This is a genomic window from Endozoicomonas sp. Mp262, from assembly GCF_025643335.1.
Taxonomy (GTDB): domain Bacteria; phylum Pseudomonadota; class Gammaproteobacteria; order Pseudomonadales; family Endozoicomonadaceae; genus Endonucleibacter.
Map to the genome: position 1 here is coordinate 3,279,153 of NZ_CP092489.1, position 24,997 is coordinate 3,304,149.

The 24,997-nt window shown below is 45.9% G+C and carries 20 protein-coding genes; 10 read left to right on the plus strand and 10 right to left on the minus strand.

Annotation, left to right across the window (positions count from 1 at the left end; genetic code table 11):
* Nucleotides 1–205: 205 nt before the first annotated feature.
* Both MJ595_RS14410 and MJ595_RS14415 read left to right on the plus strand, forming a co-directional pair.
* Nucleotides 206–1,324, plus strand: a complete 1,119-nt coding sequence (locus MJ595_RS14410) for an ETS domain-containing protein (RefSeq protein ID WP_263078647.1) — start codon at nucleotides 206–208, stop codon at nucleotides 1,322–1,324.
* A gap of 138 nt (nucleotides 1,325–1,462) precedes the next feature.
* On the plus strand, nucleotides 1,463–1,786 hold the full coding sequence (locus MJ595_RS14415) for a hypothetical protein (RefSeq protein WP_263078648.1): 324 nt from the start codon (nucleotides 1,463–1,465) through the stop codon (nucleotides 1,784–1,786).
* A 16-nt stretch (nucleotides 1,787–1,802) separates the two neighbouring features.
* Here MJ595_RS14415 and MJ595_RS14420 read toward each other — a convergent pair whose 3' ends face one another.
* Complete coding sequence (locus MJ595_RS14420; protein WP_263078649.1) at nucleotides 1,803–2,300, minus strand: hypothetical protein; 498 nt, start codon at nucleotides 2,298–2,300, stop codon at nucleotides 1,803–1,805.
* Between the two features lie 368 nt (nucleotides 2,301–2,668).
* Here MJ595_RS14420 and MJ595_RS14425 point away from each other — a divergent pair, with 368 nt between their 5' ends.
* Complete coding sequence (locus MJ595_RS14425; RefSeq protein ID WP_263078650.1) at nucleotides 2,669–3,382, plus strand: SapC family protein; 714 nt, start codon at nucleotides 2,669–2,671, stop codon at nucleotides 3,380–3,382.
* A gap of 19 nt (nucleotides 3,383–3,401) precedes the next feature.
* Here the strand turns inward: MJ595_RS14425 and MJ595_RS14430 are convergent, their stop codons facing one another.
* Nucleotides 3,402–4,094 carry an RNA pseudouridine synthase gene (locus tag MJ595_RS14430; protein WP_263078651.1) on the minus strand — a complete coding sequence of 231 codons (693 nt, stop codon included), beginning with the start codon at nucleotides 4,092–4,094 and terminating at the stop codon, nucleotides 3,402–3,404.
* 304 nt (nucleotides 4,095–4,398) lie between these two features.
* Here MJ595_RS14430 and MJ595_RS14435 point away from each other — a divergent pair, with 304 nt between their 5' ends.
* The gene (locus MJ595_RS14435; RefSeq protein ID WP_263078652.1) at nucleotides 4,399–5,613 is read left to right on the plus strand and encodes a cytochrome P450; all 1,215 of its coding nucleotides are present in this window, start codon (nucleotides 4,399–4,401) and stop codon (nucleotides 5,611–5,613) included.
* 43 nt (nucleotides 5,614–5,656) lie between these two features.
* On the opposite strand, the gene MJ595_RS14440 is transcribed toward MJ595_RS14435, so the two are convergent.
* Nucleotides 5,657–6,190: an NAD(P)H-dependent oxidoreductase gene (locus MJ595_RS14440; protein WP_263078653.1), complete on the minus strand. Its 534-nt coding sequence runs from the start codon at nucleotides 6,188–6,190 to the stop codon at nucleotides 5,657–5,659.
* A gap of 181 nt (nucleotides 6,191–6,371) precedes the next feature.
* Here MJ595_RS14440 and MJ595_RS14445 point away from each other — a divergent pair, with 181 nt between their 5' ends.
* Complete coding sequence (locus tag MJ595_RS14445) at nucleotides 6,372–7,745, plus strand: L,D-transpeptidase family protein (protein WP_263078654.1); 1,374 nt, start codon at nucleotides 6,372–6,374, stop codon at nucleotides 7,743–7,745.
* A 374-nt stretch (nucleotides 7,746–8,119) separates the two neighbouring features.
* Here the strand turns inward: MJ595_RS14445 and MJ595_RS14450 are convergent, their stop codons facing one another.
* The gene (locus MJ595_RS14450) at nucleotides 8,120–10,375 is read right to left on the minus strand and encodes a carboxy terminal-processing peptidase (protein ID WP_263078656.1); all 2,256 of its coding nucleotides are present in this window, start codon (nucleotides 10,373–10,375) and stop codon (nucleotides 8,120–8,122) included.
* 904 nt (nucleotides 10,376–11,279) lie between these two features.
* Entirely contained in the window at nucleotides 11,280–12,572 is a 1,293-nt protein-coding gene (locus tag MJ595_RS14455) for a M18 family aminopeptidase (protein ID WP_263078657.1), read from the minus strand.
* A gap of 145 nt (nucleotides 12,573–12,717) precedes the next feature.
* Here MJ595_RS14455 and MJ595_RS14460 point away from each other — a divergent pair, with 145 nt between their 5' ends.
* Complete coding sequence (locus MJ595_RS14460; RefSeq protein WP_263078658.1) at nucleotides 12,718–14,040, plus strand: TRZ/ATZ family hydrolase; 1,323 nt, start codon at nucleotides 12,718–12,720, stop codon at nucleotides 14,038–14,040.
* 17 nt (nucleotides 14,041–14,057) lie between these two features.
* Here the strand turns inward: MJ595_RS14460 and MJ595_RS14465 are convergent, their stop codons facing one another.
* Genes MJ595_RS14465 through yedF form a run of 3 tightly spaced genes read right to left on the minus strand, consistent with a single transcriptional unit; the run spans nucleotide 14,058 to nucleotide 15,777 of the window.
* Nucleotides 14,058–14,276, minus strand: a complete 219-nt coding sequence (locus MJ595_RS14465; protein WP_263078659.1) for a DUF3343 domain-containing protein — start codon at nucleotides 14,274–14,276, stop codon at nucleotides 14,058–14,060.
* Nucleotides 14,277–14,311: 35 nt separating this feature from the next.
* On the minus strand, nucleotides 14,312–15,427 hold the full coding sequence (locus MJ595_RS14470) for an aminotransferase class V-fold PLP-dependent enzyme (protein ID WP_263078660.1): 1,116 nt from the start codon (nucleotides 15,425–15,427) through the stop codon (nucleotides 14,312–14,314).
* Nucleotides 15,427–15,777: a sulfurtransferase-like selenium metabolism protein YedF gene (yedF, locus tag MJ595_RS14475; RefSeq protein ID WP_263078661.1), complete on the minus strand. Its 351-nt coding sequence runs from the start codon at nucleotides 15,775–15,777 to the stop codon at nucleotides 15,427–15,429. Before yedF ends, MJ595_RS14470 begins: the two co-directional genes overlap by 1 nt.
* A gap of 206 nt (nucleotides 15,778–15,983) precedes the next feature.
* On the opposite strand from yedF, the gene MJ595_RS14480 reads away from it, so the two are divergent.
* The 4 genes from MJ595_RS14480 (at nucleotide 15,984) to melA (ending at nucleotide 20,243) form a co-directional block, all read left to right on the plus strand.
* Entirely contained in the window at nucleotides 15,984–16,982 is a 999-nt protein-coding gene (locus tag MJ595_RS14480) for a substrate-binding domain-containing protein (RefSeq protein WP_263078662.1), read from the plus strand.
* 2 nt (nucleotides 16,983–16,984) lie between these two features.
* Entirely contained in the window at nucleotides 16,985–17,758 is a 774-nt protein-coding gene (locus MJ595_RS14485) for an ATP-binding cassette domain-containing protein (RefSeq protein WP_263078663.1), read from the plus strand.
* Nucleotides 17,755–18,777 carry an ABC transporter permease gene (locus MJ595_RS14490; RefSeq protein WP_263078664.1) on the plus strand — a complete coding sequence of 341 codons (1,023 nt, stop codon included), beginning with the start codon at nucleotides 17,755–17,757 and terminating at the stop codon, nucleotides 18,775–18,777. The genes MJ595_RS14485 and MJ595_RS14490 overlap by 4 nt, the downstream gene beginning before the upstream one ends.
* A 98-nt stretch (nucleotides 18,778–18,875) precedes the next feature.
* Entirely contained in the window at nucleotides 18,876–20,243 is a 1,368-nt protein-coding gene (gene melA, locus MJ595_RS14495; protein WP_263078665.1) for an alpha-galactosidase, read from the plus strand.
* Between the two features lie 349 nt (nucleotides 20,244–20,592).
* Here melA and MJ595_RS14500 read toward each other — a convergent pair whose 3' ends face one another.
* On the minus strand, nucleotides 20,593–23,691 hold the full coding sequence (locus tag MJ595_RS14500) for an efflux RND transporter permease subunit (protein WP_263078666.1): 3,099 nt from the start codon (nucleotides 23,689–23,691) through the stop codon (nucleotides 20,593–20,595).
* Entirely contained in the window at nucleotides 23,688–24,770 is a 1,083-nt protein-coding gene (locus tag MJ595_RS14505) for an efflux RND transporter periplasmic adaptor subunit (RefSeq protein WP_263078668.1), read from the minus strand. The genes MJ595_RS14500 and MJ595_RS14505 overlap by 4 nt, the downstream gene beginning before the upstream one ends.
* Nucleotides 24,771–24,997: the final 227 nt, after the last annotated feature.

Here is a 24,997-nt window from a genome sequence, read left to right on the forward strand (position 1 = left end):
TGACAGATTCTACGGTCAGCTTGACTGCCGATTTTTTAAGCTTGGCGGTATAATATTTTATTTTCTTTCCTGATTTTTGGACACACCTTAATTACGGGTGATATTCCTCATGTTTTTGTGTCCGGAGAACTGCAGTCACTTTATTAAATGATTTGTATATGATTACAGTTAAACCCATAAACCTTTCTTGGTTTTTTAGTTTATATTGGTTGGTGTTGTAGTTTTTATAGAGGTTGATAGGGTGTTTATACTTTTTCGTACGGTGTTGTTCTTGGTTTTTATTGTGATTTCAAGTTCTTTAAATGCATCTGGCTTTTCTAATCACTATTTGATTTTGATTGATATTAATGGAAAACTTGAAATAGTAGGGGGATTAAGAAAAGATCGTGTGGATGTTCCTGATTATATTTCGCCAGTTACAGTTTATCTATTTCCAGATGAACGATTGCAAAAGATAGATCAGCATAAACTTATAAAGCAACAATTATTGAATGAGTATATTAATTTTCTTAGGTCTCACGATTTTATAATAAGATATAATGTTTCGAGTAAGAGGTTAAAGAGTAGTACTGAAGCATATGTTAGGTTATTTCATGATAAAACTTCTTTGGATTTATTTAAAACAAAAATAAGAGAAGGTTGTGAGATGCGCGTGGTGGTTTTTCTTGGTACAGGTTATCGCTTAAACGAATTTAGGTACCCTGATTTTCTTATATTGCCATTTCCTTATTATTTTATAGCTGTAAATGATTTTAAATTACAACCAGGAGTTAGTTTTCCAGTTGTTCATGTAAATGAGGTGGTGGTAGATAATAATGGGGATGTGGTTTTGAAATGTAGATATCAAAGAGAAAATGATTGCATTGTTATTCACAAAGTGAGAGAGGGGATATGTGATGAAGTTTATATTGTAACCCCTGAAATTAAGCTGATATTAAAAAGCTATGATCGAATTGATTCTGATGATGGATGGAAGCAAATTCTTGCTAATATTTCCCCTGAATTGCAGACGGTAATAATACAAGAGCAGTCTCATACAGGATTGAAGAAAGTAAGCAGGAATACGGATAAGCATAGTCCCTTAATTAATTTTCTGAAAAAACAACTGGCACAAGGAAGTGATTTGGTTGATTGGGTGGATGAAAATGAAGGGGAGTTTCATATTACTAATATGAAAGAAATTTATCGGTTATGGCGTGGTGAAAAGTATGATAAAAATAAACCTTATGATTTTTTTGCAAAATCTCTACACTCACTCGTAAAGAAAGAGTTGTTAATGAAAACAGGAGGGTGGGGGTGCTATCAATATAGATTTACAAAATAAAAATAGTGGTTTTTTTGATGTGCTGGATTTTGTGTGTAATAAAAATGCGCTCTAAGTTTGATATGGGCTGCTGATTGAACTATTTATTGGTTATACTGGTCTACTATCAAAGTGTAAGCTGCAATGATGGGAAAATGTATGTCAGGGCGTCTTGTCGTATTAATAACTTGTCTGAGCCTCCTGTTAGGGAGTGGTTGTGCAGGTCAGCGTGAAAATCTGTGGGCTCAGACAACTGCAAGTATAGTTCCCTTTATTGATCCAGATGGCGAACCGGGTTTTACAATTATTTATGATGCTCCTGAAAGTACAGCTATTAATGCAGAAGGGCAGGCTATAAAGGGGCCGATAGAACAACATGTTGTTAAAAGACAGGCTCAAGTAGAGGAGCAAAAAATTAAGATACGCTACTTACGTGATGAACCTGTCATATTTGAGTATATAACTCTGCCTAAAGAGAAGTAATACCCATACTATGCCGTTAAAACTCATCTTGATGTGGCTGTAATTCATCATATTTATTGGAGTTTTCATTAAGTTTATCCTTTAGAATCCAGTCAATAAGTTCGCATGTATGTACAGTGCTTTCACCACATAATCGATAGTTTATTATTCTACTGTTATCTGCTTTAACTGCTCTACAAAGGACTGCCAGACTCTTTCTTGCTACTATATCTATTTTTCTTGAATGATTAATAGGAATAAGTATCATTACATTATTTGTTTCAGCAAATAAATAATGTTGTTTATTCGATTTCTCAAAGCCAATAAGAATACGAGAAAAGAAGCTATCGCCGTCGAGTTCGTCAATTGATGGGTCAATATCTAAGAGAGAGAGGTGGTCAAATAACTGACCATCTTCTAACAAAGTGATGACTTCTAAATCTGATTGGCTTTCATCAATGGAATATTCGGAAAAGGTAAAATGGGATAAAAAATATAAATAAAAAAAGCAAAGCCAGTAAGTACTTCGTTTCATGAGTTAAACACTTTAATGACAAAATAGGGTTATTTTATAAGTATTATATGGTTCTTGAGAAGTGAAATATAAACTTTTTAGAAGGCTGAGGTTTGGTGGGAAATTAAGTATAAAGCCCTTGGGATATCTATCATTATCGATTTATTGTGTGTAAATATATTTTGGACTACTTGTGAAGTGGATGAATTAATAAGAACTATATGTTATGAAATATTATTTTATAATTTCTAAAAATTTTTAAAAAAGTAAGCGGAGTTGATTTTTATGGGCATAATTATTAGGGGCGTTTTGTATGCTCTACTCGCGAAAAGAAGTATGCGGGACGATAAGATTTTCTGTAATATAACTTAAAACAGGATGCCGCTTAAGTGGGTGCTTTACCTTTATATAATGACTTGGCTCTTCTTTGCAGGGATAGTCATCAATCGCTTCACTTCACTGATAAAGCTGATAACTATTCTTTCACGGAAAATATGACTTCCGTTCCTGTTACGGGGGTGGAGTTCTTTCAAGCAGGCAAAGAGTTTCCAGTACTTTTTATTAAAAATGATAAGGGTAACTTCTTTCCGGTTGCTTTGTTATCCCTTGATCAGGAAAGAAATCAGCAAATTGGTATGGAGGGGAGCTGGCAAGGTCAGTATGTTCCTGCATTTATTCGGCGTTACCCTTTTGCACTTTCCGATTGTGGTCAAGTGTGCTTTGACAGGCAGGCACCTCACTTCATAAAGGAAAAAGGGAGTCGGCTATTTGATGATAAAGGTGAAAATACCGAAGCGCTTGATAGTATTATTCAATTTCTCATAGGTTATGATCAGGAGTATGAAAAGACTGGCAGGTATTGTAAGGTACTTGAGGAAAAGAATATGCTTGTCCCCTATCAGGCAAGTATCATGCTAGATAACGCACCCTCATTGAAATTGGAGGGGTTTTATATTCTGGATGAGGTTAAATTTAAGCAGCTAAAGGAGAAAGATGTTGTTGATTGGTTCCAGTCTGAATGGTTATTCTGGAGCTATTCTCATTTGAATTCACTTCAGGCATTTGAATCGCTGGCTAAGTCTTGCCCAACCAGAGAATTGTAGTTTGATAGACAGATGCTATTTAAACAGCATTAAAAAGCTCTATCCGCTCTTCATCTGTAAGATGGCGGTACACATTAGACGACAGGTTATCAAGTTTTAGATTCATCAGACGAATGCGTTGCAGGTCAGTGACTGTGTACCCAAGCGCTTTGCACATATGTCGAATCTGACGATTTAGCCCCTGAGTTAACGTTATTTTAAAACTGCTTTTGCTGATTTGGTTGATCTGGCAGGGTCTTGTTTTTACCTTTTTATAGGAAACGCCTTTTGCCATGGCCTGACAAAATAGCGGGTCAATGGGTCGATCAACAGTAACTTTATACTCTTTCTCATGATGGTGGTCAGGATGGAGAACACGATGGCATAGGTCACCATCATTGGTGAGCAGCATGAGTCCATGGGAGTCTTTGTCCAGCCGTCCTACCGGAAATATTCTGTGCTTGAACTTAATTTGATGGACAATACTGGCTGCGTTGTTCAGATCACAAACGCAGTCTATACCGGCTGGCTTGTTATACAGTAGATAAGTTTTTCCCCCTGTTGTAGGGCAAAGCGGCTCCCCATCAATGAAAATCTGATCCTGATGGTTGACTTTCATAGTATGACCTGCTGGCTTGCCGTTAACCCATACTATGCCTGATTCAATCAAACGACAGGCGGCTCTGCGGGAACAATAACCTGATGAAGCAATAAATTTGGCAAGACGTATCATTGTTTAAATGGAAAGCAGTCATTCAGTTTAATAAGTGAGGTAGCAATGGTGAAGAAAAACAAGGCATCTTGCAAATTATTTGGGTAAAAGAATTTATGTTTGCAAATGAGTGTTATTTCATTTTATAGCTATTGTAGTTAACCGCTATTGGGCTATGATGGGTTACTAAAATAAAACCTGTTTGCAAACCATTCCTGACTTGTTGATTAAGCGAAGCGATTACTAAAGTGCGTCCTTCACAGTTCCATCAAATTACGGTTCTCTGACTGGGTACGGTTTAGACAATAAAAAGGTATTGCATAGTATGACAAGCAACTCCATGACTGTTACTGATCCAGCCCATTTTGACAATCCTTTCCCTGTCTATAAAACCCTGAGGGAACAGGCTCCGGTCTATTTTGAGCCGACTATGGGGTTTCATATTGTGACAGGCTACCAAAATGTCAAGAAGCTATTGACTCATTCCGGAGTCAGCTCCAATCGTCAGGCTATGTTACAGGAGCTTGAGGGCAAGCTGAAACCTGGAAGCATAGAGACTTATATGGAAAATGCCAAGGTTTCGATGATTCAGTTAGATCCCCCTGAACATACTCGATTGCGCGCACTGGCCTCATCTTTTTTCCATAAAGGCACTGTGCAGGAGTGGGTTCCTGTTATGGAGGCTAACTTTCACAGGCTGATAAAAAATGAAAAGCAGAAAGGACGACTGAATTTAGGTAATGTTGCGCGCCATTATCCGGCAGATGTAATATGCGATATTTTTGGAATGCCTCATTACTGTCGTGAGTCTTATATTAAAAATGCAGGAAAAGTAGCTAAACTATTCGGAGCGCCTATAGATAATGAGTTACAGACGGTGGCATCGGAGGCTAATCAGGCCAGCATTGATAATGCCCGTTTGATAGCGGGCTTTATTGAAGAGCGAGTGGATAAGCCTTGCAATGACCTGCTTGGCCATATGGCAAAATCCTATGGCGACGGTGAGTTGACCATGAGAGAAACAACCACTCTCTGTGGTTTACTGCTAACGGCAGGGCATATTACAACCACTGAGCTTCTTTGTAATGGTGTCTACCAGCTACTTTCCCATCCTGAACAATGGGTGTGGCTGCAAAAAAATCCTGAGCGTGTTCCGGATGCTATTGAGGAAATAATGCGCTTTGATACCTCTGTACCTTTTACTATCAGGGTAATTAAGGAAAAAATAAGTTTGGATGGGGGAGATCTGGAGCCTGGTGATGTGGTTGCTGTGGGATTGTCAGCAGCCAATCACGATCCTGAATTTTGTGAAAGGCCTGATGAGTTTGATATTACCCGGGGGCGAACAAGGCACCTGGCTTTTGCTGCTGGCCCCCATGTTTGTTTGGGGGCCTTGATGGCAAGGGAGGAGCTGCGAGTGGCACTCGACCACTTGTTGAAGAGTTGTCCTGACTTAAGATTTGATCCTGATAACCTTCCTCAGAGGCGGTGTGATTCATTGATGTTTAGAGGGTTTAAAACATTTCATCTTCAGTATTGAATTGTTGAGAATATTTTTGTGACCATTCGGCTATGGTGTGAAATTATTCGTCTAAGAGGCAGTTTACAGTAGCCTCAAGTTGCTGTTGAAGGTCTTTGTTTTTAAGACACCTTTTTTCCGGGTCAAAGTTTTCGTAAAAACTGGGAATGGATAAAGACGCCTTTACCTGGGCGCCAAATCTGGGCATAGTCTTGGTGGCTATTTCCATAACCATTGCACCACCGCGCGCTCCCGGCGATGTGGAGAGCAGGATTACGGGTTTGCTATCGAACACCTTTGGGGTGATGCGGGAGCACCAGTCAAAAATATTTTTATAGGCGACACTATAGGAACCATTGTGCTCAGCAAAGGAGGTTATGACAGCATCGCTATTACTGATTTTTGATAAAAAAGAGTGTGCCAGCTCGGGTTGTCCAAGCTCTTTTTCTTTATCCTCACTGAATAACGGTAGCTCAAAGTCATTCAAATCAAGCACTTCTATCTGGCAGGTTTTCCCAAGTAAGCTGGCAGCGTAAGTGACCAGCTGCTTGTTAATTGAGTGAGTACTATTGCTGGCGGCAAAAGCTAATAATTTCATGAAGACCTTTGGTGTTTTTGTGGTTGTTTTTCAAGCAGCCCATGAGCAGGATATATTATCAACAGCCCTGGTACATATTCTATGTACCATTTTTAATTATTGTCTTCAAACTATCCATTCCTGAAAGATTAACTACTATTAATTTTATAACGGATAAAACATTCAAAATGGAGTTGATGTTTTGTTGTATCGGCTTATCTTCGTGATCATTCTTCTGACACCCTCACTGCTATTTTCTGATGAAAAGACGCTCAAAAGTCAGATAGTTGACTTTTTTGGAAGTATTGATTCCCATGGACTTTCAGTGAATCCAAAAGACTGGGAAGCTTTGTTTAAGGCATCTTCTGAGCAGGAAATCAGGCTTCTCTATCTTAAGTATTTGAGATACCTAGATCAGGGTCGTGTTAAAAAAACACTTTTTCATAGTGGCTGGAGTATCCCCGAAAAAAAGCATCCGTTACTGGAAAGCACTGAACTACCTAAACAAAATGATTTTAATTCTAAGATTCCTGAGTACCATCTTTTGAAGTCTACCCTGAATAAACTGAAGGGGTGGAGGGATAATGCAGAAAAGATATTTGATGACAATCTTGTTTTGTTTAAAGGTGATCAGGGGGGCGAAGTTGAGCAGTTGAATCAATGGTTACTGGATATTGATTTGATGGATAATAATCCCGGGAGTACATACTCTCAGGATCACTTGGATACACTGACTGATATTCAGCTGCGTTTTCACTTAGTACCTGATGGTCGCTTAGGGGTGTCAACCCGGCAAGCTCTTCTGGCATTGACAAATCAGAGAATTAAACGACTACAGGCTAATTTGGAACGACTTCGCTGGCTCCCGCATCAATTAACCTATCCCTATTTATGGGTTGATATTGCAGGATTTGAAGTGGCATGGGTGACCAGTGACAATGACAGGGAACGCTACAGGGCTATTGTGGGCACAAAAAATAAGCAAACACCTGTTTTTCTGGGGTCGGTGGATTCTGTTAACGTAAACCCGGTGTGGAAAGTGCCCCATAAAATAGCGGCGGGTTATTTATTGAACAATGAAAAAAGGCAGCCAGGCATACTAAAGAAAGAAGGCTTTCGGGTTTATGAAAGCTGGGATGATGATGCCAAGCGGTTAAGTCTTGATAATATTGATTGGAAACAGTTGAATAAGAGTTCATTCAGGTACCGCCTGGAACAGCAGCCGGGTCCGAAAAATCGGCTGGGTCGCTATAAATTAAATATGCTCAACAAGCATGGTGTCTATTTACATGATACGGATAAACCTGATTTATTTGAAAAGAACAGTCGTTTTTTAAGCTCTGGCTGTGCCAGGGTGGAGGGGATTGAGCTTTTAATTGAGCGTATTCTTGAGCATCAGGAAATGAGTATTGCTTTACCTGTTTATAAGGAAGGTTATAGCACTGAAAAAATCGTATTGAATAAACCCATCCCCGTTTATTTTGTCTACTTCACCGCGTGGCCTGATAAATCGGGTCGTGTCCGCTTCAGGGATGATATTTATAAACTTGATCGGGCATTAGTTAGCTGGTTTTAAACCTCTTTATCATGAAGAAGTGGAAAAGTTGAGAACTTCCCCCCACATCTAAACTGCGCCGGTCAAAGGACTAGAAAATATGCACTTTCTATGTTGGCGTAGTTGCGCCTCGTTCCCAGCGTCCCGAGACTGTCGCAAAAGTTATTTTTATTAACCACGGAGACACGGAGGCACGGAGATTTATAGTTTAAAGATATAAAAACTCTGTGCCTCTGTGTCTCCGTGGTTAAAAAAAGAGAATCAATCTCGTTTTGTGTACGCTGCATTTAGTTTCGCGACACCCTCAGGACACAGGGAACGAGGCTGTATGTCAAAGGCATTGTAGGAGTGGGATCAATATTAGGCTGTTCTACCACAGCCTAATATTCATTTATTCAGCCGCCCATATGGGATTTTTTAGTGAGGGCATTGCTTGTGGTTGCTTTTTCTGTGGTAATCAGGTCGCTGATAATCATGCCAGCCTCATTGAGAAATGCATCAGGTTTGTCATCCTCCTTTTTCTTATCTGTTTCTTGCTGAATGTCCTCAAGCTCGTCCAAATTGTTGAGTAATGATTTGCCTTGAGCCTTGCGCAGCCTATTTTCAATGGCCAGACGTTGACTCCGCATTTTTCCTAGCTCCAGCTTACGCTTTTCTTCATTAAGGGAGACCTTATCCTGATTCTCGTACTGGTCAAAATAGGCTTTCATTTCATTCAGATAGATGAAGTCAGGGTCTTTGGCTGTGCGTTCATCATGCTTTTTCTTTAACAGGGGTAAATAGGGGCTGAAATCACCGTAAGTACGATAGGATACGGGGGAAATGGTATCCCAGGGCAGGGCATCTGGCAGGGTGCTTTCACCAATATCCCGGCCATCATAGAAGGAAGGGAATTCTATATCAGGAAGAACGCCCTGGTTTTGGGTACTCTTGCCGGATATGCGATAAAATTTAGCCAGTGTCAGTTTAAGCTGGCCGTGATTTAGTGGCTGAATGCTCTGTACGGTGCCTTTGCCATAGCTTTGGCTACCAATAACCAGGGCTCGCCGATAATCCTGCATGGCTCCTGCAAAAATTTCTGAGGCAGACGCACTCAGCCTGTCAATCATGACCGCCATAGGCCCTTTATAGAACTGGCCCGCATCAGAGTCTTGCTGTTTTTCAGTCCGGCCCCGGCTGTCACGGACAATCACCGTGGGGCCGTGGTCTATGAAGAGGCCGGTGAGGTCGTTGGCTTCCTGAAGGGAACCCCCTCCATTCCCCCTCAGGTCTACAATCAGGCCATCAATCTTTTCTTTTTGTAATTCAATCAATAGCCTTCGGACATCCCGGGTGGTACTTTTGTAATTGACGTCTCCTGCCTGGGCAGCCTTGAAATCAATATAAAAGGTGGGGAGCTCAATGACACCAATGCGTTTTTTTTGTCCATTTGATACCACTTCAATAACCTTGCTACTGGCATCCTGCTCTTCCAGTTTGACTTTGTCCCTTACAATTTTGTAGGTTGCTGTACGGCCGTCTTTATTAGTGGCGGGAATCACCTCTAGCCAGACGGGGGTATCTTTTTTCCCCCTGATGAGTTTTACGGTGTCATCCAGGCGCATGCCAACAACATCTTCAAACTTGCCAGGCTCGCTTTTTCTTTTGTCAGCCTGTTGGGCAACAGCGACTATTTTATCACCGGGCTTTAAATTTCCCGTCTTCTCTGCCGGGCCGCCGGTGACAACACTGACCACTTTGGTATATTCGTCCTCTGCTTGAAGGACAGCACCAATGCCTTCCAGGGACAGACTCATGTTGATATCAAAGTTTTCGGCGGTTTGTGGGGAAAAATACTGTGTATGGGGGTCGTAAATCCCTGTATAGGAGTTGATATAGCTCTGGAAAGCATCTTCGCTTTTGCTTTGATGGAGGCGTCGCAGCAGGTTTTTATTGCGACGAACCAGCTGGCTGATCACTTCCTCATCGGTTTTGTTGTTGAGTCTGAGGCTTAAGATACTGTCTTTTAATTGCTTATGCCAAAGCGTCAGTTGCTCATGCTGATTTTTTAGCCAGGGTTCATTTTTCCGGTTCACCAATAGCTCTTCGTCTTGGCTAAAGTCAAATGAACGGGCGATGAAGTCCAGTTGCTTCAGTGTTAATGTGCATTTTTCCAGTTTTTCCTGGCAGAACTTCCGGAGAGCGGCTTGCCTGGCATCGGGGCGGCTTTTGGTATTTAGGATTTCAACGCCGGATTCCAGTTGAATCAGCATAAATCGGGCACGCTCTTCAGCCCGTTTCCGGTAGCGGTTAAAAATGTTAAAGGCAGGCTTCAGGTCTCCGCTTTCCAGCGCGTTGTTCAGGCGTTCCCGGTAAGGGGAAAACTCTGCGATATCTTGCTGCAGAAAGAAGCTGCGGTTGGGGTCCAGGCGTTCAAGGTACCGTTCAAAAATCTTTTCAGAGCTTTTTAGCCCCATGTTTATCTTTCGATAATGATTCCGGTCGAGCATCTGGAAGACATTGACACTGGCAATAGCCTGCTGCAAGTTGGGTTTTAACTCCGGTACAGGCTTATTGATGTCCTGGTCAACGGCAAAGACTGAGGTGATTTGACATAAAAGTAAAAGCAGTACCAGGGCAATATTTTTGGCTGGCTGCAGAGGCGATATCATGGATAGTGAAGCTCCGTGTCATATTGTCTTGTTAAGAGGCTGTTTAAAGATAGACTGCCCTGCTGCGACCTTCCTGGCGAGTGCTAGATTTCAAACAGACTCAAAGCCCGTTGTGGGGAACTTGTATAACCCCCCAGGCATACGGTCTTTGCACTTCATTCCAATACTGTGATCCGGGCGCCCGTCAATATAATCAGGCCGGGTTAATAAGTGTATCGGCTGAAAGCGCTTAATGTCCTCTAATGGGCATCATACAGTTTAAATGAAGTCGCAGCCAACTGTGACCTTTATCAAGTTAACAGGCTTTTCCGGTTGACAATAGAGGCAGGTTTGTTTTTTTCCGTGTAACGCCATACAGGTTTCGGGGGAGGGGATAGCCTGAGTTTCTGTTGCACAAAGCCCGGGCCTGCAAGCAAAACCTGAATAATAGCGTGTGGTTAAGAGATATAGGCTATGAATATGGACATAACATGTTGATATTCAGGTGGTAAGGACTCTGGGCTAATTGTACCCGAGAACGAAACATCGTTGGTCCGGTTTCGGCAGTGATGAATGGACTTCACTGGAGCCTTTTAGTAATGGCTTTAAAGGGGAAGAGAGGTGTTCAGCCGTGGATTCCGGTCCATCAATTCGCTGGGTGCGGACGGGTTTACAGAAGGCTGGCCTTGGGTGACTTGTCATAAAAAAATCCTGTTATGAGGTGTTGTTTGGGCGAGAGAGTAGCAAGGTAAACAGGCAGTAGGGAGTCTGAAGTTGTACTTACGTACTTTTTCTTATAATGGAAAGCGTTTTGAGAGCGGTTAATGGGGCGTTGAATTTCCCCATTAACCTGATCAACAGTCCCTGGCAGTAGGTCAGAGCTAAGTCCCACAGGCTACTAGTGCTCAATCCGGCATGGAAAGGGTTAACAAGGCAGCTCGGTCAGTTCAAAAAACAGGTTCAGTACTTCAGCCAGCTGGCAGGCATCTTTTGTTCCGGCTAACTCACGGATAGAGTGCATGCCGAAGGTTGGCAGGCCGATATCCAGGGTGCGCAGACCCAGTTCTCCCTCAGTCAGTGGGCCAATGGTGCTGCCACAGGCCAGGTCGGTTCGGGTAACAAAGTACTGGACACCCGCCCCCACCTGCCTGCTCAGCATTTTATAAATGCTCGCTGTTTCATCGCTGGTGGCGTAGCGATGGTTAGCATTAATCTTGAGCACGGGCCCCTGGTTAATTTGAGGCTGATGGTTGCCATCATGACGGTCACTGAAATTAGGGTGAATGGCATGGGCATTATCGGCAGAGATAATCATGGACTGGCTCATGGCCCTGGTCAGAGCTTCCCCCGGGCCTGCGATTCGTTCAAGTATATTTTTCAGCAGCGGTCCCTGGGCGCCGGTGGCTGAATTGCTGCCTATTTCTTCGTGATCATTGCACACCATCAGGGCGGTTGTTTCGCTTTCTTTATGGTTAATCAGGGATTGTAAGCCCACAAAGCAGCTCAGCAGGTTGTCCAGTCGGGCGCTGGCAATAAATTCATCCCGCATACCAATAATGGCAGGTCGCTGGGTATCGTAGAAGGACAGGTCAAATTCCATCACTTCCTGGCAATCCGTATGGCCTTCACTGATCAGGTGCTCTTTCAATAATGCCCTGAAATCCGCTTTCTCGTCTTTGCCCAGCTGGAAAAGTACGGGTGGGATATCAGTCTGTGGGTTAATAGAACGCTGCTTATTGGCTTCCCGGTCAAGGTGTATGGCCAGACTGGGGACAGTGGCAATGGCTTTTTCGAAGTTGATCAGCTGGCTGGTGAGGCGGTTATCGGTGGTGATGTATTGCACCCGGCCTGCCAGGGAGAGATCACGGTCAAACCATGGGTTAAGCAGGGCGCCACCATAAACTTCTACGCCCAGCTGCAGGTAGCCGTTCCTGGTTAATTCCGGCGTTGGCTTTACTTTCAGGCAGGGGAAGTCGGTATGGGCACCCACCATGCGGAAGCCTTTATCGGCCTTTCCCATAACAAAGGCGACAATGGATGAGTCATTACGGGTGACATAATAACGGCCGCCGGTGGTCAGGGACCAGCTATCGGATTCAGATAGCTTTTGAAATCCATGGGCCTCAAGCTTCTCACCCATATTTTTTACCGCATGGTAAGGGGTGGGAGAAGCATGAAGAAAATCGAGTAACTGCTGGTTGAAATCGTGCTGGTTCATTAATACTTCCTGAACGGACAGCTGTTATTGGATAAAATTCTGGCCGCATTTTTACACTTCGACTGTAGTATGTTCAACAATCCCTTTTGTCTGAGGTCAATATTAGTGGTAATTTGAATGAGCTATAAAAAAATAAGAATAAATAATGCATAAAAAACAAGCAGTTGATTTGCTGGTTACTGCCAGCTGGGTTATCCCCGTTATTCCTGAAGGCCAGGTTTATAAAGATTACGCTATTGCCATTAATCAGCAGAAGATTGTTGGTTTAAGCCCTCAGTCAGAGGTCGGGCAGAAGTATCATTATTCAGAAAGAGTAGATTTGCCTGGACAGGTGGTGATGCCCGGGTTAATCAATGCCCATGGTCATATACCCATGTCGCTATTTAGAGGAATGGCCGACGACTATGAATTGATGACCTGGCTTGAACAGCATATCTGGCCAGCGGAACAGAAATGGTTGGGTGAAGCATTTGTTCATGACGGTGCTGAATTGGCGATGGCCGAGATGCTGTTATCGGGTAGTACCTGTTTTCAAGATATGTATTTATTTCCTGAGGTAACGGCGCGTATTGCGGGTAAGGTGGGAATGCGTTCGCAGATTAGCCCGGTCATTTTTGACTTTCCGTCTGCATGGGGTAAAGGGCCTGATGACTACATTGAAAAAATACTGGACCTGTATAGTGCTTATAAAGACAGCTCGCTTGTAACCATTGGCCTGGGGCCGCATGCACCCTATACCGTAGGGGACAGGACGCTGGAGCGTGTGGCAGCCATTGCTGAAACATTCAATATGCCGGTGCAAATGCATGTGCATGAGACCGCTGATGAGGTTGCTTCTGCCATAGAGGAAACAGGAATGCGACCTTTGCAGCGGCTGGAAAAGCTGGGGTTGCTTTCACCCAGGTTTCAGGCAGTGCATATGACCCAGATTGATAAGACAGATATAGCATTGCTGGTGGATAGTGGCAGTCATGTGATTCATTGTCCAGAGTCAAACCTGAAGCTGGCTAGCGGTTTTTGCCCAAGCCATCAGTTGATCACGGCAGGTGTCAATGTGGCCCTGGGATCAGATGGGGCGGCCAGTAATAATGACCTTGACTTATTTGGAGAGTTGAAGACGGCGGCATTGATCGCGAAAGCGGTAGCCAGTGATGCCACTGCCGTTGATGCCCATAAAGCCCTGGCAATAGCCACAATAAATGGTGCAGCAGCATTGGGTATGAGTGATAAGGTGGGGTCGATTGAACCGGGCAAAGAGGCTGACCTGATTGCAGTGAATCTATCTCATGTGTCCAGTCAGCCGGTTTATGACCCGGCTTCTTTGCTGGTCTATGGCAATTGTGGACACAAAGTAAGCCATGTCTGGATTGCCGGTCAGTGCCAGGTAAAAGAGGGCAAGCTCACTCAGTTTGATTGGGCTGACCTCTGTAATAGAGCAGAATCATGGCAATTAAAAATTGCTACATAAGCAAACCTCAACAGCCTTTAATCTAACGCTACAATTGTACTCGGCAAGGCAAGGGCCTTAATTTTTTCCAATTGAGGCTCTTTTACCGGAGGTGTGATCTCCAGGCACATTCCGCATTCCGATGATATGGCACGGGGCACTGGCATGACCCGGCAAGGTATGTTCAGTTCCTTAAGGTGGTTTTCAGCCTGTATAACAGCTCGAGTATTTTCCAGAAGAAGAAATTGTCTTGCCATAAAACGATACCTGTATTTTTTTATTGGTGATGAGCTCAAGCCAACTCTTGAAAGGCTTCAAGCAAGTAACCCAGGTCATCTGCCGTATGGTAGGGCGATAGTGATATACGGCAGGTTCCTGATGGTGCCGTGCCCAGGTGTTGATGAGCCAGAGGCGCGCAGTGGAGTCCTGAACGGGTCTCTATGCCAAACAGGGAGTCCAGTTTCCAGGCCAGTTCACCGCTATCCATGCTCTCGTGTGTCAGGGAAAACAGGCTGCCTTGCTGCCTGGGGTTGGTGGCAGCATAGAGTTGAAAGGCAGGAATATCTCTAATGGCAGCCAGCAGTTCATGCAGGTTACTTTGGGTATAAGCTTGCTCTGGCTTGTTGGCAAGGGCTGCTTCAAGGCCGAATAAGCCGGCAATATTGGGTGTACCAGCTTCAAATCGATCTGGCAGGCTATCCGGCATGGACAGGTGCTCGCTGTTGCTGCCGGTTCCGCCCAGTAGTAAAGGGCTGATCCGCTCGGGATTTTTTGCCCAGAACCCTCCAGTTCCCGTTGGTCCCATTAAACCTTTATGGCCTGTAAATACGACAAAATCCAGCCCCCATTGCTCGGCCAGGAAGTTATGCTTGCCCAGGGATTGAGAGGCATCAATCATGACGGGTGCTGAATGAATGGTTTTCCGGAGTGTTTCAAGGGGCTGGGTAACACCATTGACATTGCTTTGATGATTGATGATAACCAGGCGGGTATCCTCAGGTACATGAATCCGGTCACAGTCTATGGTGCCATCGGGATGGGCTGGCAGTGGTTCCACTGTGATCTTTCCAGCCAGGCGCAGGGCTTCCAGGGGACGGGCAATGGCATTGTGTTCCATGGGTGAAATCAATACCCGGCCACCCTCAAGGTCAAGTCCGTTGATCACAGTATTGGCGGCCTGGGTGGCATTGGCCGTGAATCCGATATTTTCTGCCTGGCTGACACCCAGCTCTTGTGCCAGGGCATCACGACATTGCTCGATTGTTCGGGCTACGGTAAAGGTCCGGGTATTGGCAGAGCGACCGTAGCTGCCACCAATCTCGGTGAGATAATGACTAATGGCAGCGGCCACGGCTGGAGGTTTGGGAAAACTGGTGGCGCTATTATCGAAATAGGTGAGCCGTTTCATCAGGGGTAAACCACGTGACTGGCTTGGGCCAGGGTTTCGGAAATTGTGTACATATTGGAGATTTCACCCGCAGCCAGCTTTGCTTTTAATTCAAAGTGATTAACACAGGTGCCGCATAGTAGCAGTTTAATGCCCTGGCTTTCCAACGCTGCCAGGCTTTCTTCTACACCGCTGCCATAGGTGGCCAGTTTAACGCCGCCGTTGTAAAACACCAGGGTAGAGGGTTTATTGTTCAACTCCAGCAATGAGTTGATATAAGCCTTGATCAACGTGGCTCCCAGCTCATCGCTGCCACTTCCCATTTGATCTCTTTTGAAGGCAATTACATAGCCGTCACCAGATTCGATCATAATAATACCTCCATTTATTTTGCGATTACTTGCTGGTTTCAGCAGATTTAAAATACAGATGAGGAATCATCCATTAACCAGCCAGTTTTTTGCAGTGACGTGTATCAATGTTTACTCGGGTTAAGTGATTTCCGAGCTAGTGGCTCAAGGCTTTGTGAAGATAAAATGCCGCTTTTAACCCTATTGAACGGTTTTAAGGATACTTTGTGAAACTATCCAAAGTACTGGCTGGTGCTATTCTGGCAGTCAGTTCTCTCTCTGCGACTTATTCCATTGCAGATAACTCCCCGACTAAAAGTGGCACAGGCATGGATATCTGGTTTGATACCGGTGGTCCTGTGGGTGGTGCCTATAACACCGTTGTGCAAAATGGCGCGCAACAGGCCTGTATTGACCTGGGCTGTAATATCCGGTTTCTGTATTCAGACTGGAGTCCTCAAAAAATGATTGAGAACTTCAGTAAGGCATTGGGTTCAAAACCGGATGGTATTGTGGTGATGGGGCATCCCGGAGACGATGCTTTTGCCAGGCTGATTAAAGAGGCCCGGGACAGTGGCATTCAGGTAACCTCCAGTGATACCGAGCTGCCCCGTATAATGAGCGAGTACCGCAGCGAAGGCTTTGGTTATGCCGGGACGGATAATAGAACCAGGGGTACGATGCTTGCCAGTGAAACACTACGCCGTTTTTCATTAAAGGCGGGTGACCGCGCCCTGGTCTGGGGACTGAAAAGCAAGCCCAATCGGGGGCTGTCTACCCAGGGTATGCTGGATACTTTGAAGGAAGCGGGCTTGAGCGTTGACTATATGGAAATCAGTGCCGAGCTTGATAAGGACCCAACCCTGGGGATGCCACTGATGACAGCTTACCTGTCCCGTCACCCGGATACCAAACTGATTATGATTGACCATGGCGCCCTGACCGGTCAGTTAGAGAACTTCTTACGTGCCGCCGGTGTTCAGCCGGATAAGATCATTACCGCAGGTTTCAGCCTGTCACCTGCTACGGCAGCTGCCGTGAAGCGGGGCTATGTTGACCTGGTGGGGGATGGTCAGCCTTTCCTTCAAGGGTATTTGCCGGTCATCCAGCTGGTGTTGAGCAAGCGGTTCGGGTTCTCTGGCCTGGAGGTGGATACCGGTGGCGGCTTCATTTCCCGTGACAATATTGATGTGATTGCGCCTTTGGCGAAAAAAGGACTTCGTTAAACATGGGTGCCCTGCTTGAACTGCAGGGCGTGAACAAGTGGTTTAGCGGTGTTCATGCCCTTCGAAATATTAATTTTCGCCTGAATAAAGGTGAAGTAGTCGCAATTCTTGGTGATAACGGTGCCGGTAAATCAACCTTAATCAAGGTGATTTCAGGCCTTCACCGTCCCGAGTCCGGTAAGCTGCGTGTTCGCGGAAAACCCGTCAGTTGGCAGCAGTATGATGTTAACAGGGCAAGAGCCCTGGGTGTTGAGACCGTCTACCAGGAGCGTTCCCTGGCAGAAAAGCAACCGGTTTGGCGTAACCTGTTTGTGGGGAGACACTTGCGTAACCGGTTTGGCTTTATTGATATGGCTAAAGAGAAGCGGATTACCGCCAGGCTGCTGAAGCAAATTGGACTTCGGGGTGTGGGCATTTCACCGGATTCGCCCGTTAGTGTGCTATCCGGCGGTGAACGACAGGGACTGGCTATTGGCCGGGCCATGCACTTTGACGCTGATATTATTATTCTTGATGAACCCACCAATGCCCTTTCTCTGGGAGAAACCAGTAAAGTCCTGTCATTTATTCGACAAATACGGGATTCAGGCCGATCCTGTATCCTGATTTGCCACACGATGGCCCACGTGTATGAAGTGGCGGATCGTTATGTTTTTGTGGACCGTGGTGAGGTCTGTTATGAGTGCAATGCTGATGAGGTGACCCTGGAATCCCTGGGTCAGCAGCTGATAGCCATTGCCAGGGGTGAATATACGCACAAGGAGCGCACCCAATGAGTCAGCCTCCAGCCGTTGCGGCACTGCCACAACCCGTGGCTTCCGGTAACAATACGCCGTTCTGGCATAAACTTTACCCCTACCGCCACAAACTGGGCACATTATCCCTGCTGGTGATTTTGTGGCTGTTGTTTCTGGTTATGAGTCCGGAGACTTTCGGCTCTTCAAGGATTTATCTGTCCCTGATGACCAGTATTCCCTTCCCGGCAATACTGGCATTAGCGCTTACCCTGATGGTGGTTGCGGGGGAAGTGGATATGTCCTTTCCTGCCATCATGGCATTTTCCAGCTATATTTTTGCAGTGACCTTCGAGGCAACGGGAGTGGCTGGTCTGGGACTGGTTGCAGCCCTGGTGGTAGGCGGCGGTGCAGGGTTATTGAATGCCTTGCTGGTGGTGCGACTGGGGGTGCCTTCCATTATTGCTACTATAGGTGCGCAGTTTTTCTGGTACGGGCTGGCTACGTTATTGGCTAATGGCATTGCCATCAGCATGGTGGAAATCCGCGAGACCCTGCTAAACAGCATTCTTACCGGTCGCCTGTTTGGCTGGCTGCCTATGCAGGCTGTCTGGTGCCTGATCCTGGCCGTTGCCGGTTCACTGCTGCTCCACCGGCATCACTTTGGTGACAATATTCGTTTTATTGGCGATAACCAGGAAACCGCTAGAATGATGGGGGTTGCCACAGATAAAACCCGTACCGGCCTGTTTGTTCTGGTGGGTGCCGTGAGTGCGCTGGTAGGTGTCATGGTTTGCAATGAAATGGGTTCATGGTGGCCAACCCAGGGTGAGGGCTACATGCTGCTGGTTTTTGCTTCGGTGTTTATTGGTGGCACTTCTGTCTTTGGTGGAGAGGGCACCCTGTCTGGCACCCTGATTGGCGCTATTGTTATTGGCATGATTGAAGCCGGCATTATTGCTGGTGGCTTATCCGGTTTTTGGACTCGCATGGTTTACGGCCTGATTATTATCGCTTCGGTATCCGGTTACGCCGTGATATTTAAAAAGCAGGGTCAATAACCCGGTATTTAATTCAAAAAATAATACGAATAATAGATCCATACCCGGTAATAAAAGCCTGCCTGGTATGGATTAATCAGAGAGGTTTAAAACAATTAATGAAAAAATTAACCATTATTGGTGCGGGTAGTATTATGTTTACCCGACAACTGTTGTCGGCGTTATTTGCCTGTGAAGCACTGCCCCCCTTAACCATCGTTCTTGAAGATTTAAATCCGCAGAAGTTGAAGGAAACATACCGGCTTATTGGCCTTATGGTTGAACAGGCGGGCGTGCCTGTGACGCTGGTCATGACCACCAACCAAAAAGAGGCACTGGGCGGCGCAGACTTTGTCATCAGTGCCATTCAGGTGGGCGGTCTTGAACCCTGGCGCCTGGAAGTGGATATTCCCAAAAAATACGGGGTTGATCAGGAAGTGGGGGATACCCTGGGATCCGGGGGTATTTTCAGGGCATTGCGGCAGATTCCGCCGACACTCTCGGTTGCACGGGATATGGAAGGGCTGTGTCCCAATGCCTTACTGCTGAATTATGCGAATCCATTGGCACCTCTAACCTGGGCTGTTAATAAAGCGACATCTATCCGCTGCATCGGGCTGTGCTACGGGGTTCGCTATACTGCCGCCCAACTGGCGGGTTACCTTGGCCTGGGGGTCTGGGTGGAGCATCCGCACAGTCCTGAAGCCTGGCAGGCATTAATGTACCATGATGTACCGGAAGGCTTTGAATACACCTTTGGTGGTATCAACCATATGACCTGGTTGTTGGATGTCCGTTATCAGGGACAGGATCTTTATCCGGCCATTCGGGCATTACCCGATAATAAAAAAGCCTATGCCAGTGACGGGATACGGTGTGAAGTGCTCAAGATGTTTAACCACTGGTGTACAGAAAACCACTGGCATATGTCAGATTATGTGCCCTGGTTCCGGAAAAATCAGGCCATGATCAACAAATTTCTGCCCCAGCGCTGGAATTTGCTGGAACTGGAGGAAAAAGTCCATGCCAGTGCCAGATATGAAGTAGAGTGTCAGTTAGCGGGGGATCAACCCTTTCGAATTCAGAGAAATATGCTGAATGCCCCTAAATTAATTGAAGCCATGCTCACCGGTGAGCGGGTACGAATTAATGGTAACTTACCTAACCAGACTGATGACGGTTTGCTGATTGCTAACCTGCCCGCAGAATGTATGGTTGAAGTACCCATTTATGTGGACGCTGATGGGTTGCACCCTGTTAAAGTAGGTGCATTGCCAACAGCCTGTGCCGCCCTGAATAAAACCAATATCAATGTGCAGGAGCTGGTGGTTGAAGCGGCTTTAACCGGTAATCTTTCATCAGCTAAACAGGCATTGGCTATGGACCCGGTCACAGGAATGGCCTGCACCTTAGAACAGTGCCATGCCATGTTTGATGAGTTGCTTGCAGCCCAGAAACCCTGGTTGACTGCCTGGTATCAATATTAGCCTGATGCGGCTAAGTATTAATGTCTATCCGCTCGTTCCCGGGCTCCAGCCTGGGAATGCATACCTCCCCAGGCTTATAACAGTTGGAGGTATCCGTATGCATTCCCAGCGAGGAGAGGGTGTCGCGAAACTAAATGCAACATGCACAAAACGAGATTGATTCTCTTTTTTTTAACCACGGAGATACGGAGGCACAGAGTTTTTATATCTTTAAACTATAAAACTCCGTGCCTCCGTGTCTCCGTGGTTAATAAAAATAATTTTTGCGACACCCTCAGGACGCTGGGAACGAGGTTAGGTTAGAACCCATGGTTATCACAGTGACCATGGGTTATTAACAGTACTATTTCTATTGGACAGTCGTTGCTGATAGCTGATTTTCAAGTTTTCGCGAAATAAACTCCGGCGACTGCGTGTTACCTGCAATCAGTGCATAAATAGAAGGCACTACGATAAGTGTCAGCAGGCTTGCCAGCAGAACCCCTGAAAATACCACCACACCAATGGCAAACCGGGATTCCGCACCAGCTCCATGGGCCATTAGCAGTGGAATGGAACCAGCGACGGTGGTCAGTGCCGTCATTAAAATGGGACGCAGTCGTTTTTGAGCTCCGGCAATAACAGCCTCCTGAAATGCAAGCCCCTTATCCCTAAGCTGGTTAATAAACTCCACAATTAAAATACCGTTTTTGGTGGTCAGGCCAATCAGCATAATCATGGCAAGCTGGGAGTAGATATTGAGTGTTTCCCCGGTAACCAAGAGGCCAAACAATGCGCCAGCCAATCCCAGCGGTACGGTGACCATAACCACCAGTGGGTGAATAAAGCTTTCAAACTGGGCAGCTAATACCAGGAATACAATCACCATGGCCAGGCCAAATACCGCATAAATGGAACTTTGGTTAGAGCGGTAATCCAGAGATTCATCTTTGTAGTCAATAATAGCCTGTGCCGGTAGCAGTTCTACAGCCTGCTGGTCAAGATAGTCCAAAGCCTCGCCCAATGAGTAGCCATTGGTCAGGTTTGCAGAAATAGTGATACTTCTGTTGCGGTTATAGTGAGGCAGCCGTGCGGCCTGACCAACCTCCTCGGTCTTGACCAGGTTATCCAGTCTGATTAGCTGTCCCGTGGTACTTGAGCGCACGTAGAGTGCTGCCACATCTTTCGGTGAGATCAAACGACCCGTGGTGGCTTTAAGGTAAACGTCATATTCCTCTCCTCTTTCCATAAACGTCGTGGTGGTTTTGCCTGCCAGCATAATTTCCAGGGTATTACCGATAGCTTCTGCCGAAACACCCAGCTCTGCCGCCCTGACTTTATCAATGGTCAGTTCCACCTGGGGTTGGGTTTCGTTGTAGTCAATGTCAATATCAGTGAGTCCCGGGTTGATTCGCGCTTTTTCTATCAGGATGTCAGCCCATTGCTGTACCTGATCGAAGGAACCGCCACCCACCACAAACTGCACGGGGGATTTTGTTCGGCCACCAATGGATGATCGTAAGACCGGGAAAACGGTAACATTGGGAATGCTGGCCAGTTTTTTGCGTAGCTGGGCTGAAAGCTCAAAAGCGCTTTGCTCCCGATCCTTCCAGTCTTTCAGGTTAAGCACCAGAAAACCGGAGTTATCGCCCATACTCCGAAAGCCCGGGGCAATTACCGTAATATTGTTCACTGGACCATCATTAATATAAGAAAGCAGGCGTTGTTCTATAAGTTCCATGCTTTCTTCCATACTTTCAAAGCTGGCCCCTTCAGCTCCACGTACCAGGATAAAAATCGAGCCATTGTCTTCTTTAGGGGTAAAAGACTGTGGTATCAGAGGGTAAAGCAATGCGGTCAAACCCAGTGACGTGGCCAGGAGGCTGACGCCAATCCATTTGCGCTTCACCGTTAAGTTGAGTAATACACCGTAGCCTTTTTCCAGGCCTGCTATCAGGGTATTTAGTTTTTTACTGAGTCTGGATTCTTTAGTATCAAGCCTCAGCAGCTTTGATCCCATCATGGGGGACAGGGTCAAGGCAATCAGGCTGGAAAAGCAGACGGCTCCGGCAAGGGTGAGGGCATATTCTGAAAAGAGTCGGCCAATAGTACCGTCCAGAAAAATAATGGGGACAAAGGTCATTACCAGTACCAGTGTCGTTGCGATCACCGCAAAGCCTACTTCCCTTGCTCCCCGATAGGCCGCTATTAATGGTTTCTCTCCCGTTTCCAGACGACGATGAATATTTTCAAGTACGACAATGGCATCATCCACAACCAGGCCGATTGCCAGCACCAGGGCTAACAAGGTTAAAAGATTGATAGAATAGCCCAAAGCGTAGATAGCAATAAAAGCCGAGATCAGGGAAACAGGTACAGTGACTGCGGGAATTAAAGTGGCTCTTAGATTACCCAGAAAGCAATAGATAACCAGGACCACCAGTCCAACCGTAATGGCCAGAGTGGCATACACTTCATTAATGGCGCTATTGATAAAAGTTGAGGCATCGTAAGTCCAGTTGATCTCTGTGCCCTCTGGAAGGAAAGGCCGGAACTGCTCTATCTCTTCCTTTACCTTTTCGATCACGTCCAGTGGGTTGGCCTGGCTCATGGGGACAATAGCCAGTCCCACGGTATTAAAGCCATTGGCTTTAAACAGCTGTTTGGCTTCTTTGGCGCCGGTGCGGATGGTGGCGATATCCTCTAGGTAAACTGTACCACTGCCATCCTGTTGGATAACCAGACGACGAAAGTCATCCACTGTATTGTAATCACGGCGCAGGCGAATCTGCAGTGTGCGCTGGCTGCCATCAAACTCACCAGCGGGCAGTTCTACGTTATCTTTTTTCAGGGCCGCTTCCACATCGGGAGCTGTGATTCCCCTGGCTGCCATGGCAACAGGATCAAGCTCGATCCGCATGACGTATTCCCGTGCTCCCATCAGGTCAGCGGAGCTGACGCCATCCACCAGGCTCAGCCGGTCTTTAAGGGTTCTGTCAGCATAGTCAGTGAGTTCCACCGGGGACATGGTTTCACTTTTTAGCATGACATAAAGAATGGCATCGCCATTGCCGCTGTCTTTCCAGACGATGGGGTCATCGGCTTCATCTGGCAAGCGTCGGGAAACCCTGGATATAGCTTCACGGACATCATTGGCAGCATTATCCATATCTCGATCAGGATAAAATTCGATTTGAATCCGGGAACTGCCATTGGAGCTTGTACTATCTATAAATTTGATCCCCTCAATACCCGAGAGCTGGCCTTCAATGGGGTCGGTGATTTTTGACTCAATTACATTAGCGGAAGCTCCACTATAACTGGTAACAATGGTGACTTTGGGGGAGGAAACATCCGGCAGTTCCCGTAGTGGCAGCATCAGGAATGTAACCATGCCAAAGGTCACCAGTAGCAGGCTGACCACTGTTGCGAAAACAGGCCGTTTCACCGACAGATCTGACAGTATCATGAACGGCTGTCTCCCTCGCTGTCCGGTCTGGCGGCAACAACTTCATCCAGGTTTTTTACTGGATAGCCATCCCTGACTTTAACAACGCCCTGGTCAACAATGGTTTCACCGGGGGTGAGACCTTTGGTAATGGTAATCTGGTCTCCAAGGGTTAAATCGGTTTCGATAAAACGCTTTTCTGCGATGTTGTTCTCACCCACAACATAAACATAACGACTATTGCCCTGGAAAAGCACGCTTCTGGAGGGTACTGCAATGGCTTCTGTTGCAGGACGCTGGACATTAATTGTCATCAACATACCTGGCCTTAGTTGCCTTTTGCTGTTATCCAGGATGGCCCTGACCTTAAAAGTGAGGTTCTGTGGGTTGATGCGGGGGTTGATGCTGGTGATTGTTCCTGTGAATGTGGTATCAGGCCAGGCTCGGGCATATGCAGTGAGCGAGGTGCCAGGCTTCACTTCATCCAGTGCCGCTTCAGGAAGTTCAATATCCAGTTTGACTGAGCTGATATCATCCAGGGTAGTGAGAGTTGTACCGCTATTAATGAATGCGCCGAGTCCGGTGTTATTAAATCCCAGTACCCCATCAAAAGGTGCTACCAGGGTGTAGTGATCCAGCCTGGCTTTTTCTGCGAGCAATGTGGCCTGCAGCAGGTTTACCTGGGCTTGTTGTGCTTCCAGCTCATCTTTTGAAACCGCTTTTCGCTGGAAAAGGGTGTTCATATAAGACAGTTTTCTTTGCTGATCTGCCAGAGAGACTTTAGTTTCTTTTACTTTGGCAGTTTGTTCCCGGTGATCAAGACTGACAAGCAGATCACCCCTTTTTATCTTCTTACCATCATTAAGATTCAATGCAGTGACCCGGCCACTGACCTGGGGAGTAATATCAATGGATTGGTTTGCACTGAGTGTTCCTATGGCCTCAATGGGGCGCTCAATTAAAGCCAGTTCAGCTTTAGTGGTTGTAATAATTGAGTGGTATTGCAGATTATTAGTATTGGCATAAATTACCGGACTGGTTAGTGACAGCGACGTAACCAATAATAATGGTATTGCATAGAGGCGGTATTTTTGGAACATATAGATCTGAAGTTGGCTATATTAAGGTGTCAGAGTTAGGTGTCAGCAGTTGCCCAAATGAAAAATCAAGCCTACTGGAAAAACCCCTTAGTGTAACTGGCTGGAATCAATATTACTGAATATAACGTGAGGATACTGAGGCTGGTGTGTAAGTGATTTATAAAGATTGGACAAAGAGCCTTGCAGGCTCTTTGTTATTAGGGGCTGTTAACGTGTGCTCAGCCCCT